This is a genomic window from Elusimicrobiales bacterium, assembly GCA_041651175.1.
Classification (GTDB): Bacteria; Elusimicrobiota; Elusimicrobia; order Elusimicrobiales; family Elusimicrobiaceae; genus JAQTYB01.
Genome location: JBAZJT010000032.1, coordinates 1 through 14,591, shown reverse-complemented (window position 1 = coordinate 14,591; position 14,591 = coordinate 1). Strand labels below are relative to the sequence as shown.

Sequence of the window (14,591 nt, the reverse complement as noted above, 5' to 3'; positions counted from 1 at the left end):
TGACAGAACCGCTTTTGTTGCGTTTCTTCCTGACAAACATAACTATATTTTATCAACGGGACACCCAAATTCCAATACCCCTCCGACGAGGACGGGCTGATTTTAGAGAGGATTGGCGAAGTCAGGACGACATCATCGGCTGGGCCAACGCCGCCGTGCGCGGCGGACGGCTTGAGTGCGAAACCGGTTTCGCCGGCAAACGCCCCGCCGGCAAGGATTTCCACAGGGAACTGGAAGCCGAATTTGACGCCATGAAGGCTTTTCTGTCTCTGCCGTAATCCCGCCGCTTCAGTATAACCCTTTCTCCAGCAGTTCGCTGTCGGAAATACCGAAGTGGTGGGCTATTTCGTGGCGGACTGTTTTCTCAACGCAGGCCTTTATTTCGCCGGGGCCGGAACAGGATTTTTCTATATTGCGTTTAAACAGGGTTATCTTGTCCGGCATCTGCCCGCTGTACCAGGAGCCGCGCCTGTCGGCAGGAACGCCTTCATAGAGCCCCAGCAGCGAAAAGTTGCGCCGTCCGCCCAGCCGGGGCGGCGGGGCATATTCGGCAACAACCACCACATTATCCAGCTTCGCCCGGAAAAACTCCGGCAGCGACGCCACCGCAGCCGCCGCCAGCGCCTCAAACTCGCTCATTTTCATTTGAACGAATACACGGTAAACACATACAGCTTTGTTTTCGGGTCTTTCCAGCAGTCCCGGTCCAGATTTGCCTTCTGGGAGCAAAGCTCGGACATAAACTCGCTTTTGACCGGAAGCTGTTCCCACACCTGCGGCAGGAAAAGGCCGGAGTGTCCGTCCCGCTCCACTATGACGCCGTTTATCTTGGGCTGTATGTCGTTGAAAGACCGCACCGGCTCCGGCGGGGAGAGTATGGAGATTTCGTATCTCAGCTCCGGCAGCTCGGTTTCAGTTACCGGCTCGAATCTGCCGTCCATGAAAGCCGCCGCCTGCGCGAAATACTGCACGGAGTTAAGCAGCGTGCCGCGCGGCTCGGTGGCGCCCATGCAGCCGCGCAGCGCGCCGTTTCTGGTGATGGTTACAAACACCGCCGCCGGCAGGTTGAATTTGGTGTCCGCGGAAAGCGCGGCGGGAACAGGTTTTTGGGCCATATGGGAGCGCACGGCGTTCTGCGCCAGGGAGACAAGCTCCGACTTTTCCTTTCCCGTCAAATCCCATTTTAAGGAGGCCGACGTTTTAGCGGCGGAAAACACCGCCGCGGCGTAGCCGACGGAACGTTTGCCATCGCCGGTCAGTTCCCCGGAATTGGCGTATTTAAGCACATAGGCCCTGTTTGCGCCCATTTGCTTTACCGCCTCCATCCCCGCGATGACGGCGGCCTCCCCGCAGGCAACGCATTCAAGCCCCGCAGGGCGCACGGACATCAGCGCGGCATTGGCCAGAAAGAAATAGCGGCTGTCCATGCTCTCCAGCGCGGCCAGAGCGGACAAATCGCTTATGCGGGCGGTATCCGCCGGAGGATAATGCGAAAAATCGGTGGAAACCACCACAAGCGCTTTTCTGCCCGCAAGCGCGCGGCCAAGCGCCGCGCCGATTTTGGCGGCGGTGTCGTAATCTCCGGTGTTTAGCACAATTGGCAGGATTTTGAACGGCTTTTTCAGCTTCTTTATAAGGAACGGAAGCTGCACCTCAACCGAATGCTCGCGCGCGTGCGCCTCCGGCTGAATTTCAAAGAGTTCCTTGTCCTGCGCCAGTTTGTCGGCGAGCTCTCCGTCCACGGGGACGGCGCCCAGCGGGGTTTCAAACGCGCCTTTCATCAGCGCAGCGGCCTTCACCGGGACATAATGCGCGGTGCCGATTACCGCCACCACGTCATAATCCCCCGTCAGCCGCGCATACGCCTCCGCCGCGATTTTGCCGGAATAATGGTACCCGGCATGAGGAACCAGCAGCCCGTAAACGGGCCCCTGCGTCTTCACCCCGGACGAGTCTTTCCTTAAATACCCCGCCACCTCGGCGGAAAGCTGTCCGGAATCGGCGGTGTAGAACCCCCCGCAGGCCACGCAGGGACGCGACTGCGCCAAAGAGCGCGCGTCGGAACATGACACAAAAAACGCCGCAAGCATGACAATTCGCATCATAAATCCTCCGGTCAGATTTTATCAAATATCCCCCGGCAAGGCTTGGAAAGCGAAAACGGGATTGCGGCCCGCGGGGAAAATGCTCGTCGGGAAATCTCTGACCGGGAGCCGCATTTGCGTCCGGGAAGCCATTTTTTTGAGAAACCCAAAATATAGGTCCTTTGGCCCATGCGCGGGTTTTGCGCTTCATCATATAATCCTCATCAGCCGCGGAGAGAGGTTTCTCTTTCAGGCGTCAATGCGGGCGCGGCGGGAGTATGGTATAATTCGTGCGGCAGGATTTTGACAGCGGAGCATGAGCGTGAAAGGACTTGGAATAGCAATCGCGGCGTCACTGTTTTTCGCGGGACCGGCCCTGGCGCAGATGGGCAAGGTGGTCGGCGATGAATTTGACGGCGACACCGAAATAGCCCAGGCGCGGATGAGCCGCGTCATGGACCGGATGGCGCAGGAAATCCCCCTGCTTGCCGCGGATGCCGGTGTCCCCGCCCATGCCGATTATGACCAGCGCCCCGCCATGCCCTACGGCACCGGCGAACTCTCGGACAAGGCGGATAAAAAGGATAAGGAGAAAGAGGAAGACCCCAAGCCGGGACCGGACACCGCGTACGGCAAACTTGACGCGCTCTATACCAAAGGCACCCCGGACCGCATTCTTCCCAACGACCTGCTGGGCTGGCGGTACGGCACGTGGTACATGGCCGCAAAACCGGATACCGGCTACTCCATAATGATGTTCGCCTGCGAAAGCAGCAGCCAGCACTACTTTCCAGATACCGACACCGCGCCGGTGGAAGACAAGCAGATTTACATCCAGCTTCTGATGCTCAAGTATAACGACACGCGGACGGAGCCGTACATTCACTTTTCAACAAGATCCGCCACCGTGCTTATAAATCTGTTCAACCGCGCCCCGCTTTCCGACGCAGCCGTGCAGGTGCGAAACGGCGTTTCCACCGTGATGGGCGAATACCGCTTCACGATCCGCAAATACGGCGACAAGTTCGTTGCCAGGGTAAAGTCACCTTACGGGGACCAGAAACCCGTCTATGAAGTATTCGGCAAAAAAACCGTTGCGCCGCGATATGCGCCAAGCATTCAGGCCGGCCAGTTCGGCCCCGGCGCGGATGCGGCGGACAGCGCCGGCGGAGCTGAAAGCGACGCCGCAAATCCGCCGGACGCATAGCGCGCGACGCAAAGCCGCAAACGGCAGCATGCGGAGGTCCAGGCAGTTTTGAAATTTTGCGCCGCCGGACGGCGGTCCACAGATGACAAACCCGCTCCTGCCCGCTCTGTTAATATCCGGTTTCGCCTCCGCCGCCTGCGCGGAGAGTTTTCAGATGCCCCCCCTCTCAGAAATGCGCGAGGCCGCCGCTTCCCTGCCCGCGCCAAACGCCGCCCCGCCCGATGCCAAGCCGCGCAAATGGACGCTGATGTTTTACTTCAACGGCAAAAACGACGTGGAATCCTACGCGCTCAAGGACATGAACAAGCTGGAGGAGGCCGGCTCCTCGGCGGAGGTGGCCGTGACCTCGGAACTGGGGCGCAGCGGCTGGCCCGGCGTGGATTCTCCGGACGAGAAATGGGCCGGCGCGCGGCGCTATCTCGTGCACAGGGATTCCGACACCGCCAGAATAGGCTCCCCGCCGCTGGAGGCTTTCCCCCAGACCGACATGGGCGACTGGCGCCATCTGGCCGGATTTGTGCGCTGGGCCAAGTCCAATTTCCCGGCGGAACACTACATGCTGCTGGTATGGGACCACGGCTGGGGCTGGCTGGACCCTAAAAATCCGACGCTGGGATACCGTTCCATCTCTCACGACTTTGACAACGGCAGCTACGTAAAAACCGCCGAACTCAAGCAGATGCTGGAGTCAGCCGGCGGCGTGGACGTGTTCGCCACCATGGCCTGCTTCATGCAAATGGCCGAGATAGACTGGGAATTGAAAAAGCATGCGCGCGTCATAGTTGGCTCCGAGGAAGTCATACAGCTTCCCAGCTTTGATTTCGCCGCAATAGTGCGCCGCCTGGAGGCCGAGCCGGACGCGGGGCCGGAGCGGCTGGGCGAAATTTTCGTGGACTCCTTCAAAGAGCTTTATTCCCGCCCCGACATGCTGGACATGCTGGAAAAAACGAAATACGGCGTGCAGCTTTCGGCTGTGCGGGCGGACAGGGTTGCGGGCCTCAAGCCACTGCTGGACAAATGGGCGGAGCTTACGCCTTCCGGCGGCAACAAAGCGCTTAGCGCCGCCCGCGAGGGCGTGCTGCGCATGGAGTTGGGCGACGAGAAAAGCGACCCGGACAAAAGCATTTCCTCTTACGCCGACCTGGGAAATTTTATGGAGATATACGCCGCCGCGCTGCCTCCGCAGGCGGCGGAGCTGCGGGAGCTTTCGCTGGGAATTTCCGGATACGTTTCCAATGAACTGGTGATAAAAAACACCGGCTTCTGCAAGGACAGGACGGGCAAGGATTATTCCCGCGCCCGCGGCCTTGCCATCAACATACCGGGCCGGCCCGGCACGCTCCTTGAAGCCGCCAACAAGTACAGCGACCTGGACTTCGCCCGGCAAACCGGCTGGGGCGGCTTTGTCAGCGGACTTGCGCCCGCGCCCGCGCGATAACCGCGTCTATATCGGGATACAGCGGGTAGATTTCCTTCACCTTCAGCAAATGCTCCAGCGTTTTTCCCGGCTGGCCGGCGCTGAAATAAATCTCCGCCAGCGGCATATGCGCATAGTAAAATCCCGGCGACATGGCCAGGGCTTTTTCATATTCGGCGACGGCCTCTTTCACCCTGCCCTGCCGCCGGTAAAGCTGCGCCAGATTGTAATGCGTATGGGGATATTCGTCCGAAATTGAAATGGCGCGGTTATAGGCGTCCGCCGCGCCGGGCTGGTCGCCGCGCGCGTCCAGCGCCATGGCCAGATTGTTCCATGTCTTGGCGGACCGCGGCTCCCATTTCAGCACAAAGCGGCAGTAGGTTTCCGGGTCATGCCAGTTCGGGTTGCGCGCATAGGCCGCTGCGGCAAGCGGCACAGCCAGAACAAGCAGCGCCGCCGTCAACCCGGAGGCGGAGCGGGAACGCGCCGCAATAGCGCAAACCAACAGCGCCAGCCCCGCAGACGGGATGTAGAACCAGTGTTCGCAGAAGAGGTAATTTATTTTGGCGGCCAGATTACTCATCGGCATATAGGCTATCAGGAAAAAACCAAGCCCCAGTCCCGGCAGCGCGGCGCCCCTGCGCCAGCGCAGCGCAGCCCAAATCCCGCAGGCCGACAGCAGCAGGGCCGAAACCCATACGCCCGGCGCAGACATATCCGTAAACACAGGCCAGCTTCTTTCAGGATGCAGCCCGGAAGGCCAGAAAAACACGCGCACCCCCTCGCCCAGGGCGGCAAGCAGGGTGTAGAACCGGTAAGAGAAATTCTCGGTGAAAATGTTCCCGCGCGAGTAGAAATCCAATGTGCCGCCGAAATTAAGGACCGTCAGCCGCAACGCGACGTAAACTCCGGTTATAATCCACAGCGGCGCATGTATCTTCGCCAAATCCCCCGGCTTTTCTCCGCCCAGCCGGCACCAGGCCAGATGCAGCAGCAGCGCCACCGGCGCCGCCGCCGCCGCGCTCTCTTTTGACAGCAGTCCAAACGCAAGCGCGGCATTCATCAGCAGCAGCCACGGGCCGTAACCGCCCTGAGCCTTGCGCGCGCGCAGCGCGCGCAGCAGGCACACGAAAACCCCCAGCATGAAAAACCCGTGCATCGGGCTTTGCGTGCCGGTGGGCTGGGCCACCTCCTCCACATGAATCGGATGCACCGTCCATACCAGCGCGCCGGCCAGCGCCAGCCAGACATGCCATCCCGGAAATTCCGCGCCGGCGGCGCGGGCCGCCCCTGCCGCGCAACTCCCCCCCTCCGCCGCCCGCTTGATGAGCATGAACAGCATAACCGCCAGCAGCGCGCCCGCCAGCCCGTGCAGCACGGTGTTTGCCAGATGATACGGCCACACGGGCCCGCGCCCGAACAGTTGCGTTATCAGCATATACAGAACGGTCTGAAGCGGCCTGTAGAAGTTGCAGGGCGCGCCGGAGCCGCTCATAAGGCTGCCGCGGAACACGTCGGGCAGGTACTGCCAGCCGTCAAGGTAGCGGTTGCGAAGGATTATGTTCTCGTCGTCGCCGTAAAGCAGCGTATTGCCGAAGGAGCTGGAATAAACCGCCAGCGACACGGCCAGCGGCACTGCCAGCAGCAGCCATTTAAGCCTGCTTTCGCGCGCGGACAGGGCCTGCTGCCGCGTCTCCATTTCCAGTCTGCGCTTCTTGCCCATATCTTATAGATGTACAAAGTTTTGCCCCGGCGCAAAAGCCCGCCGGAGCCCTGTTTTCCGGGATAGGCATAACGGCCCGTGCGCGGCGGCTGGTATATTGCGATAATATAGACTTGAGGTCCCCCCAGTTCCGGCGGACGGCGCCGGCAGGCCGGCGCGGTTGAAAGCTATGCAGACAGACATGGAACGCAGGCACGCAAATTCCAGCCGCGCGGAGGAGGGCGGAATCGCCCAGGTGTGGCGGCTGGCGTATCCGCTGTCGGTTTCCACCGCGTCGTCAACCATAATGCAGGTGGTCAACCGCATTTTCCTCTCCCGCGTAAGCAGCGACGCGCTGGCGGCCTGCGTGCCGGCGGGCATTCTCTCTTTCGCGTTCATGACTTTTTTTATGGGGCTGGCCGGATACACGAATGTGTTTGTGGCCCAGCATTACGGCGGGAAAAGATACGCGCGGATGAGCGTGTCGCTTTGGCAGGGGGCATGGCTTTCACTGTTATCCGGCGCCGCGATAGCGGCCATGCTGCCGCTGGGGCTTTACATAATAAACGCAAGCGGCCATGCGCCTGCGGTTAAGATACTGGAGCGGCAGTATTTCGCCATACTGATGCTGGGCGGCTGGCTGCTGCCGCTTAACTCGGCGCTTTCCTCGTTTTTCACCGGCAGGGGCAGGACGAAAATAACAATGGCGGTGAACCTGGCCGGCAACGGGGCCAACATACTGCTTTCATGGCTGCTGATTTTCTTCCTGGGCATGGGGATACGCGGCGCGGCCTACGCGCTTGTAGCCGGAAACGCGATAATGGCGGCGGCGTATCTTGCGCTTATACTGTCGGCGCGGAACAGGCGCAAATACCGCACGGCAAAGCTGCTGTCCCCCAGGCCGGACGTGCTGATGCAGATGCTGAAATACGGCACGCCCAACGGCATAGGCTTCATGCTGGATGTGGCATCGTTTACGGTGTTCATTTTCCTGGTGGGCAATGCCGGCGCGGCTGCGCTGGCGGCAAACAACATCATATTCTCCATAAACATGATGGCCTTCATGCCGGTGCTGGGAATAGGGATGGCGGCCCAGACCCTTGTGGGCCAGTATATCGGCGGCAAGCGGCCGGATATTGCCGTGCGTTCGGTCAACAGCGCGGTGAAGCTGGCGGTATTATATCTGGGCGGGGTCGCGCTGTGCCTGCTTGCCGCGCCGTCGCTGTTTACCGGGATGTTCGGCGCCGCCGGGGACGCGCAGTTCGCCGCAGTGGAGCGGGCCGCCCTCCCGCTGATACGGCTGCTGGCGGTTTTCATAATTTTTGACGGGATAGGCATAATCTACAGCGACGCCATACGCGGCGCCGGAGACACGCGCTTTCAGATGGCGGCCGCCACCATCTGCGCATGGACTTTGTTTGTGCCCCCCTCCTATTACCTTATAAACAAACTGCACGCCGGCATGGAACTGGTATGGCTGTGGATGATTTTTTATGTGTTCGTGGTGGCGGCGGTGTTTTACTTCCGATTCCGCTCCGGCAAATGGCTGGGAACCGACATTACGGCCTGACTGCGGTTATTCCTGGGATTCCGTTCCGCCGTCCTGCGGCGGCTGGCCCTGTCCGCCCTGATTTTCTCCGCCGGAAGCATCGCCCCCGCCGGCGGGCTGCGCGGAATCGCCCTGCCCGTCTTTGCCGGCCAGTTTCTTTGCGAACTTGTCCCAGTCCGAATCCTTGGCCAGAGCGGTGGCGTCAAACTCGTTCTTGTAATCCTTCTTCGGCAGATAGACGGAAATGCCGGTGGCCTTGCCCCTGTATTTCCCCGTCGGACCGTTGGCTATCACCAGCGACTGCCCCGACAGCGCGCGCCTGATGTTTTTGAGCGCCTGGCGCAGGGGAGCGTCCTTCACGCCGGATTTGGCGCCGGAACCAAGTTTGGCGAAATCGCCCAAATCCTTGAAATCTGTGTTGGTCTGGCCGGATTCATCCTTGAATTCAAACTCCAGCGGGCGCAGTTTTTTCATGGCGGACACATCGCCCTGCCTGCGCCCCTTTTCCGACAAGCTGCGCAGCGACTGCGCCAGCTCGCGCATTTTCTCCGACTTGACGGCGGAAAGGGTGGTGGGCTTTTTGCTGGCCACGCTGTAATAGTCCCGGTATGAGAACACTGCCGACTTGGCCACATCATCGCCCTGCATGAAAGGCGACTTGCGCAGCGCGCCCAGAAATTTTTCGTAGCGGAGATTGAAGCAGTCTCCCTGCGCGGAAACGATATACTCGGTGTTATTGTATATCTGCGCGTTCACGGAGGCGTCGGCCATGTTGCCGGCGTCCAGCGCGAATATGTCTATCTTCTTGCGCAGCGTGCGCGAAATGCGCTGCATGACCTCGCCCATCTCCACCACCGTGTTGTCCCCCCCGCCGCCTATTTCCGCGCCGGAGGATTCGGCATCCTCCGCGTCGCCGTCGCGGGCGCCGGCGGAGCTTTTCTGCAGCGGTTTCAGCGCGGCCCTGTCCCAGAGGACCACCATGTAATGCCGGGCAGGGAAATTTTTCTTCGCATAGACCGCGAATTTGGCTATATTGCGCCAGTCGTCTTTGTCGGAGCGCTCCTTGCTCTGGAGCGTCACCGTGCGCAGATTGTCTTCGGGATTTGCGATGAAAAGCCGCTTGCTGCCGGACCAGATCCTGCCGTTGTCGTTCCAGTCGTTGCGGGAGGCCTCCACGACTATCTTGACGTCCTTGGTGGAGCCGGCCTGCTCCATGCTTTTTATGGCCTGGTCAACCTCGCCCCGGGGGTCGGTTTTGCCGTTGATATAGACCATCACCGTCCATTCGCTTTCCCGGCCGGGCTGCAAATCGTTGTCGGGTTTGGGGTCCTGCGGCATGGGCGGCTCGGCGATGTCCCCGCCCAGGCCCTTAAGCTCGGATAACACGGTTGACGCGGACGCGCAGCGCGGCGCGGCGCACACAAAAGCCGCAAAAGCCAGCGCGAAAAAGACGCTATTTTTCCGCATCATGATATCCTCATACACATATATAGCACGAGGCGGATTTTTTTGCAAGTGCCCGAGGACCTATGTCGAAGGAAAGCAGAAACGCCATGCTGTGCAATTTCTCTATATTATCCACATAGACTGGTGCGTGAAGCTTTGCTGGATAAGCCGCGCAAAGCACTGGCTGATGGCGCTGAACATGGCTGCAAACCAGCAGTTCCCTGACGGCATACGGGGACACGGCGTAAACCTGATGAGCGATAACGGGAGCCAGCCGACCTCGGCGGGATTTATGGAAGCGTGCGCGGCAATGGGCGTGAAGCAGGCGTTCACGGGCTATAACAACCCGAAAGGTAACGCGGACACGGAACGGATGTTCAGGACACTGAAAGAAGAGCTTATCTGGCTGAAAGAATGGCAGAGTCCGCAAGAGCTGGCGAAGGAACCGGAAAGCTGGATAGAAGGATACAACGGCAGTTACCTGCATTCGGCGCTTGGCTACAGGCCGCCGAATGCGGCAGAAGCATCATATTACGCAGGCCAGAAAAAACGCACCTACGGTCCCCCTATTTAATCTATCACTTTTCCTGCATCTGTTTCCAATTGGTATGTGTCCATTTTGTCGCCAGATTGGGCTGCAAACTGCCATCATAATCAATCCAAAACAGCGTGTCGTATATCTGGTTTAGATGATCCGAGCTTATACCGTCAACATTGTCATTGGGATGAAATGACTGCGACGGTTTTATGGCTATGAAAGCGCGAACTATTTTTTCTCCCGCGTATACATTCGGTCCGAGAAAAAATAATCCCAAAAAGATAAATATCTTTCTACTCATTTTCGCCCGCTCGCCAGAACGGTTAATTCCAGATAGTAGTGAGAGGAATCAAAATCGGACAACTCCCGCTCAATTTCAGCGACAGTTTTTTCAGTCAGAATATTTTTCATGGAGGATTTTAAACTGGGCAAATGTTGTTTCCAGTTTTCCATATACGCATTGAAGTCATTGCAGGAGCCGATGGCCCCATGCGTTTTGATGTCAATGTTAATGCCGTCAAGCCCCGCTTTTTCAAACAGCGCGTTGAGACGCAGTCCGACGGAACAGTCTTGTCCGAGCGCGGCCATTTTTCGCATCCATGCCTTGATAAATTTTGTAAAGCGAGGACGGGGCGGGGAAATCCAAATCGCGTCATGCAAACCCTCGTGCGCCAAAACTATCCCGCCCTTTTTCACGACCCGCGCCATCGCTTTTACCGCTTTTTGCGGCTCATCAAGATGCATCAGCAAAAAGCGGCAATAAACCGCATCAAAATAGTTATCGGGATACGGGATTTTGTAACAATCGCCCACATCAAACTTGAGATTTTTGTGACCATATTTCAGCGTGTTTCCCTTGATTTTTTCATCGTCAATATCAATGCCAAAAACTTGGCTGTCCCCTAAGTTTGAGGCTATATGTTCCGCTATTACTCCGGTTCCGCAACCCACGTCTAGAATTTTATATCCATTTTTCAGCAACCGATTGAAAATCCCCGCTCCCCCGTAAAGTGTCTTTGCCTGAGCGCTCAGCCGAGCTTCCTCGGATTTGCTGTTTTTCAATGTATAAGAATGACCCATATGCTCCCTCCTCAAATCATCATTGCATTGCCCCTGTGGTATTTTACATTTTCATCCATAGAATAAAAAACGCTCTGTCGCTTTTTAACGGTTTCCGTTTGCCTCAAGAATGGTTTTTGGTATGCGTCGCCTTGCCGGTGTACACATTCCTTCGCAGTGAAATTGCGCCCTGAAATATGCGGACAGCAGCTTTGCCGTCAGTTCGCTTTTGCCGCCGATGTGCCAGTCGGTATTCTTTTCGGGTATGACGGCGGATTTGTAGTCGTAGATGCTAAATTCCAGCCCGTTGATTTTGCCGACCCATTCAATCTTGCTTTTGCCGCTTGGGAATGCGAACGGGCGGGGTTTGCCGAATACGCGGACCAGCTCGGCGTATGTCGTGCCGTCGGGCATGTAGCCGACGAGGCTTATGCCGGTTTCGGGGCCTTGTCCCATTCTGATTTCCACGTCTACGGATAATCGGATTTTCATAGCGTCTCCGTTAAAACTCCGCGTTTGTGATTTTGCCGGTCTCTGCGTCGCGGACGGTGTAATAGCGTTTGTTGCTCCGATAGCTACCGTCGGTGAATTGCACCTCTATCGTGATGCTCCATTTCGCTTTCGGCAGGGTTTTGCGGACTATCTCCAGCTTCTCAAGCGCAATGGGGATGTAATCCTCGGTCGTTCCGGTCAGCGCGACGTCTTCCACGTACATCTCTGAGCCGTCCTGCTTGAGGCTCAAGTAGCGCGATTTCAACGTTTTGCCGGTCATATTGCCTCCCCGAGCAGTACGATAGATAGAACCTTCTCCGTCGGGTTCATGTGGGCTTGAGGTTCTATCTATGCGAATACCCGGTACCCCCGGGCAGGACGATAGACAGAACCATCCGGGCAGTAGTCCAAGCGGCAAGTCTGTAGAATTTAGCGTCGGTAAAACTCAAAAATACGCGACTTTATTTCGGCTTTACGTTCTACCTATGCGGATGCCCGGTGCCCGGGCAGGACAATAGATAGAACCTTTCATTGGAAATGGCGCATAATGTCCTATATCCATGTCCCAATCCTAAAAGCCGCCGCCTTTGCGATGCCATGTCACAGTAGCGTGTCATAGCATGTCACAGTAACCGCTGGTGGCATTGCCGATAACGCATCTAAGTATTGCCGATATTTTGCCGATAAAGTTTGTCCCTCAGTTTCGGCATGCCGACTTGCCCGCAATCTTATATAATCTTATATAGCTGAAATATAGGATTAACTATGACCCAAAACAAACGTTTTGAACAGAGACTGGAAAATATCCCTGCAGCCGTCTGGAGCAAGCTCTCCCAGATAGACGAGCTGAAGGGCCGTTGGATAGCCGGAGCGCAGCTTAACCCGCAAGTGCTGGGCAGGCTGAAGAGGTCGGTTCTGGTAACATCCACCGGCGCGTCCACCCGCATTGAGGGCGCGAAGCTATCCGATGAGGATGTTGAAAAGCTGGTTCGCGGCCTTTCCATGCAGAAATTCATGGACCGCGATAAGCAGGAAGTAAAAGGCTATTACGAGCTTCTGGAGAATGTTTTTGACTCTTGGCGGCATATAGGCTTCGGTGAGAACGTGATAAAGCATTTCCACAAGGAGCTTTTGAAATATACCGGCAAAGACGAGCTTCACCGTGGCGAATACAAGAAAAAAGAGAACACCGTCAAAATGGTGGATGCCGATGGCAAGCCGATAGCCACGCTATTTGAGACTACGCCAGCCTATCTTACGCCGAAAGAGATGCTGGAACTGACCGAGTGGACTAAAGCCGCGCTGGAAGAGCGCAAATATCCGCCGTTGCTGATTATCGGCAATTTTATCGTGGAGTTTCTGAATATCCACCCGTTTGAGGACGGCAATGGTAGACTGTCCCGTATTCTGACAAATCTGCTTCTGCTCAAAGAGGGATATCTGTATATGCCGTATACATCCCATGAGAAGCTGGTTGAGGACAACAAGGCCGACTATTATCTTGCCCTGCGTAAAAGCCAGAAGACGATAAAGACCAAGCGCGAGGACATCTCCCCGTGGCTGGATTTCTTTTTGACGGCATTCCTGAAACAGTCAATTATGGCTGTTGAGCTTTTGTCGCAGGAGAATATCGAGAAGATTTTATCTGGCAAGCAGCTGGCGATTTGGCAGTACCTGCAAACCGTCAGGGATGCCTCGCCGGGCGAGATGGCAAAAGCTACGAAGGTCGCCAGACCCACGGTCAATCAGGCGTTGGATAAGCTGTTGCGGCTCAAAAGGATTGAGCGCATAGGATTGGGCAGAAGCACCCGCTACCGGAAAATATAGCCGCAAGAATCGCAAACTTTGGCGAGCAGCTTGCCCTTTGCATCATTTTTGCAAGCATTTTGACAACCCGCGCGCGCGAAAATGGCTAATTTCCGCAAGCGATTTCTCCGACGAGAAAAATATAATTGTAGGTTTTTTGCTTAACTTTTGTAGTACTTTTGTAAAGTGCTCCCCGAACAGTACGATAGATAGAACCTTCTCCGTCGCATTCCGGTTCTAGCTATGGAACATGAATGGTAGCCCGGTCAGGACGATAGACAGAACCGTCCATCAATCCGTGGAATTGACAAATTAGTGAAACTTGTCATCGGTAGAACTCAAAAATACGCAACTTTATTTTGGCTTTAAGTTCTGTCTATGCGGATGCCCGGTGCCCGGGCAGGACAATAGATAGAACCTCTGTTCCACTCCCATCAGAAGTACTTTCCACAAAACTGCCAACTAAATAATTCAATAAAGGTGCGATTTGCCTGCCTGAAAGTTCTGTTGATATAAGTGTATAGACGGCAACAATAGCCCAAACCTGTTGCCAGCCCTGTCTCAATAATGCACAATATACACAATGATTGAGGATATTGTGTATGCCAAAAGATAGAGAGGCGGCAGAGAAACTATTCAATACTGCTGAACAGCAGCAGGGCTACTTCACGCAAAAACAGGCGCTCCTAGCTGGTTATAGCCGGAATGCCTCTTATTTCTATGCCAAGACAGGCGAATGGATTCGGGCCAAACGCGGGATATACCGGCTTGCCAAATTCCCGCTGGCAGACCGTCCTGACCTTGTTATGTGGTCGCTGTGGTCTGCAGACAGAAAGGGCATCATTCAGGGCGTCTACTCCCACGAAACCGCGCTTTCGCTATATGACCTTACGGATGTAAACCCGGCCAAGATATACATGACCGTTCCGCCTTCGTTCAGAAAGCATAATAAACTTCCTCCGATTCTTGTGCTTCACCGAGCAAAGCTTCCCCAATCCGACATCAGCAAATTTCAAGGCTATTGGGTTACTACCCCGCTGCGCACGATAAAAGATATGCTGGCGGAGGGTAATATGCATCCGCATGATGTAAAAATAGGACTGAAGCAAGCGGTACAGCAAGGTCTTATTACCCCGCATGATGCAGATACAATCAAATTCCCAAAGTGTAAAGTTGCAGGCAAATTTGACCCGGAAGTTGCAGTGAATTTTGACCCTCCCGAACCCAAAAGTTACCCTGTCTGGGAAAATGCTAATTTCGGACAGGAGGGAGGGGATGATGAGCGTCAAAC

Annotated in this window: 14 protein-coding genes; 7 read left to right on the top strand and 7 right to left on the bottom strand. The window is 56.3% G+C overall.

All coding sequences use genetic code 11. The annotated features are described in order from the left end of the window. A partial coding sequence (locus WC421_11325) for a hypothetical protein (protein ID MFA5162818.1) occupies nt 1-278 on the top strand: 278 nt, incomplete at its 5' end. A gap of 10 nt (nt 279-288) precedes the next feature. On the opposite strand, the gene WC421_11320 is transcribed toward WC421_11325, so the two are convergent. Then, on the bottom strand, nt 289-639 hold the full coding sequence (locus WC421_11320; GenBank protein ID MFA5162817.1) for a metallopeptidase family protein: 351 nt from the start codon (nt 637-639) through the stop codon (nt 289-291). A gap of 2 nt (nt 640-641) precedes the next feature. Then, the gene (gene amrB / locus WC421_11315; GenBank protein MFA5162816.1) at nt 642-2,105 is read right to left on the bottom strand and encodes an AmmeMemoRadiSam system protein B; all 1,464 of its coding nucleotides are present in this window, start codon (nt 2,103-2,105) and stop codon (nt 642-644) included. Between the two features lie 301 nt (nt 2,106-2,406). Between amrB and WC421_11310 the strand changes: the two genes are divergently transcribed. Further along, complete coding sequence (locus tag WC421_11310; protein MFA5162815.1) at nt 2,407-3,291, top strand: hypothetical protein; 885 nt, start codon at nt 2,407-2,409, stop codon at nt 3,289-3,291. Between the two features lie 82 nt (nt 3,292-3,373). After that, nucleotides 3,374-4,729: a clostripain-related cysteine peptidase gene (locus tag WC421_11305; GenBank protein MFA5162814.1), complete on the top strand. Its 1,356-nt coding sequence runs from the start codon at nt 3,374-3,376 to the stop codon at nt 4,727-4,729. Here the strand turns inward: WC421_11305 and WC421_11300 are convergent. Beyond that, complete coding sequence (locus WC421_11300; protein MFA5162813.1) at nt 4,698-6,431, bottom strand: tetratricopeptide repeat protein; 1,734 nt, start codon at nt 6,429-6,431, stop codon at nt 4,698-4,700. The genes WC421_11305 and WC421_11300 overlap by 32 nt on opposite strands. A 169-nt stretch (nt 6,432-6,600) precedes the next feature. On the opposite strand from WC421_11300, the gene WC421_11295 reads away from it, so the two are divergent. Then, the gene (locus WC421_11295) at nt 6,601-7,980 is read left to right on the top strand and encodes an MATE family efflux transporter (GenBank protein MFA5162812.1); all 1,380 of its coding nucleotides are present in this window, start codon (nt 6,601-6,603) and stop codon (nt 7,978-7,980) included. A 6-nt stretch (nt 7,981-7,986) separates the two neighbouring features. Here the strand turns inward: WC421_11295 and WC421_11290 are convergent, their stop codons facing one another. Continuing rightward, a complete protein-coding gene (locus WC421_11290; protein MFA5162811.1) occupies nt 7,987-9,429 on the bottom strand; it encodes a clostripain-related cysteine peptidase in 1,443 nt (480 codons plus the stop codon). Nucleotides 9,430-9,517: 88 nt separating this feature from the next. On the opposite strand from WC421_11290, the gene WC421_11285 reads away from it, so the two are divergent. Next, entirely contained in the window at nt 9,518-9,979 is a 462-nt protein-coding gene (locus WC421_11285) for an integrase core domain-containing protein (GenBank protein ID MFA5162810.1), read from the top strand. Between the two features lie 261 nt (nt 9,980-10,240). On the opposite strand, the gene WC421_11280 is transcribed toward WC421_11285, so the two are convergent. The 3 genes from WC421_11280 to WC421_11270 all read right to left on the bottom strand — a co-directional run bounded on the left by WC421_11280 (nt 10,241) and on the right by WC421_11270 (nt 11,774). Continuing rightward, on the bottom strand, nt 10,241-11,023 hold the full coding sequence (locus WC421_11280) for a class I SAM-dependent methyltransferase (GenBank protein ID MFA5162809.1): 783 nt from the start codon (nt 11,021-11,023) through the stop codon (nt 10,241-10,243). Between the two features lie 84 nt (nt 11,024-11,107). Further along, nucleotides 11,108-11,494: a hypothetical protein gene (locus tag WC421_11275; protein MFA5162808.1), complete on the bottom strand. Its 387-nt coding sequence runs from the start codon at nt 11,492-11,494 to the stop codon at nt 11,108-11,110. A gap of 10 nt (nt 11,495-11,504) precedes the next feature. Beyond that, a complete protein-coding gene (locus WC421_11270) occupies nt 11,505-11,774 on the bottom strand; it encodes a hypothetical protein (protein ID MFA5162807.1) in 270 nt (89 codons plus the stop codon). Nucleotides 11,775-12,259: 485 nt separating this feature from the next. On the opposite strand from WC421_11270, the gene WC421_11265 reads away from it, so the two are divergent. Together WC421_11265 and WC421_11260 are read left to right on the top strand one after the other, a co-directional pair. Next, on the top strand, nt 12,260-13,321 hold the full coding sequence (locus tag WC421_11265) for a Fic family protein (protein ID MFA5162806.1): 1,062 nt from the start codon (nt 12,260-12,262) through the stop codon (nt 13,319-13,321). A gap of 581 nt (nt 13,322-13,902) precedes the next feature. Beyond that, nucleotides 13,903-14,591, top strand: a 689-nt coding sequence (locus tag WC421_11260) for a type IV toxin-antitoxin system AbiEi family antitoxin domain-containing protein (protein ID MFA5162805.1), incomplete at its 3' end; no start/stop codon positions are given.

What these genes read in the sequence shown, in the direction of transcription:
- WC421_11320 (MFA5162817.1), bottom strand. Translation starts at nt 639, where the DNA reads ATGAGCGAGTTTGAGGCGCTGGCGGCGGCTGCGGTGGCGTCGCTGCCG.
- amrB (MFA5162816.1), bottom strand. Translation starts at nt 2,105, where the DNA reads ATGATGCGAATTGTCATGCTTGCGGCGTTTTTTGTGTCATGTTCCGAC.
- WC421_11305 (MFA5162814.1), top strand. Translation starts at nt 3,374, where the DNA reads ATGACAAACCCGCTCCTGCCCGCTCTGTTAATATCCGGTTTCGCCTCC.
- WC421_11300 (MFA5162813.1), bottom strand. Translation starts at nt 6,431, where the DNA reads ATGGGCAAGAAGCGCAGACTGGAAATGGAGACGCGGCAGCAGGCCCTG.
- WC421_11295 (MFA5162812.1), top strand. Translation starts at nt 6,601, where the DNA reads ATGCAGACAGACATGGAACGCAGGCACGCAAATTCCAGCCGCGCGGAG.
- WC421_11290 (MFA5162811.1), bottom strand. Translation starts at nt 9,429, where the DNA reads ATGATGCGGAAAAATAGCGTCTTTTTCGCGCTGGCTTTTGCGGCTTTT.
- WC421_11280 (MFA5162809.1), bottom strand. Translation starts at nt 11,023, where the DNA reads ATGGGTCATTCTTATACATTGAAAAACAGCAAATCCGAGGAAGCTCGG.
- WC421_11275 (MFA5162808.1), bottom strand. Translation starts at nt 11,494, where the DNA reads ATGAAAATCCGATTATCCGTAGACGTGGAAATCAGAATGGGACAAGGC.
- WC421_11270 (MFA5162807.1), bottom strand. Translation starts at nt 11,774, where the DNA reads ATGACCGGCAAAACGTTGAAATCGCGCTACTTGAGCCTCAAGCAGGAC.
- WC421_11265 (MFA5162806.1), top strand. Translation starts at nt 12,260, where the DNA reads ATGACCCAAAACAAACGTTTTGAACAGAGACTGGAAAATATCCCTGCA.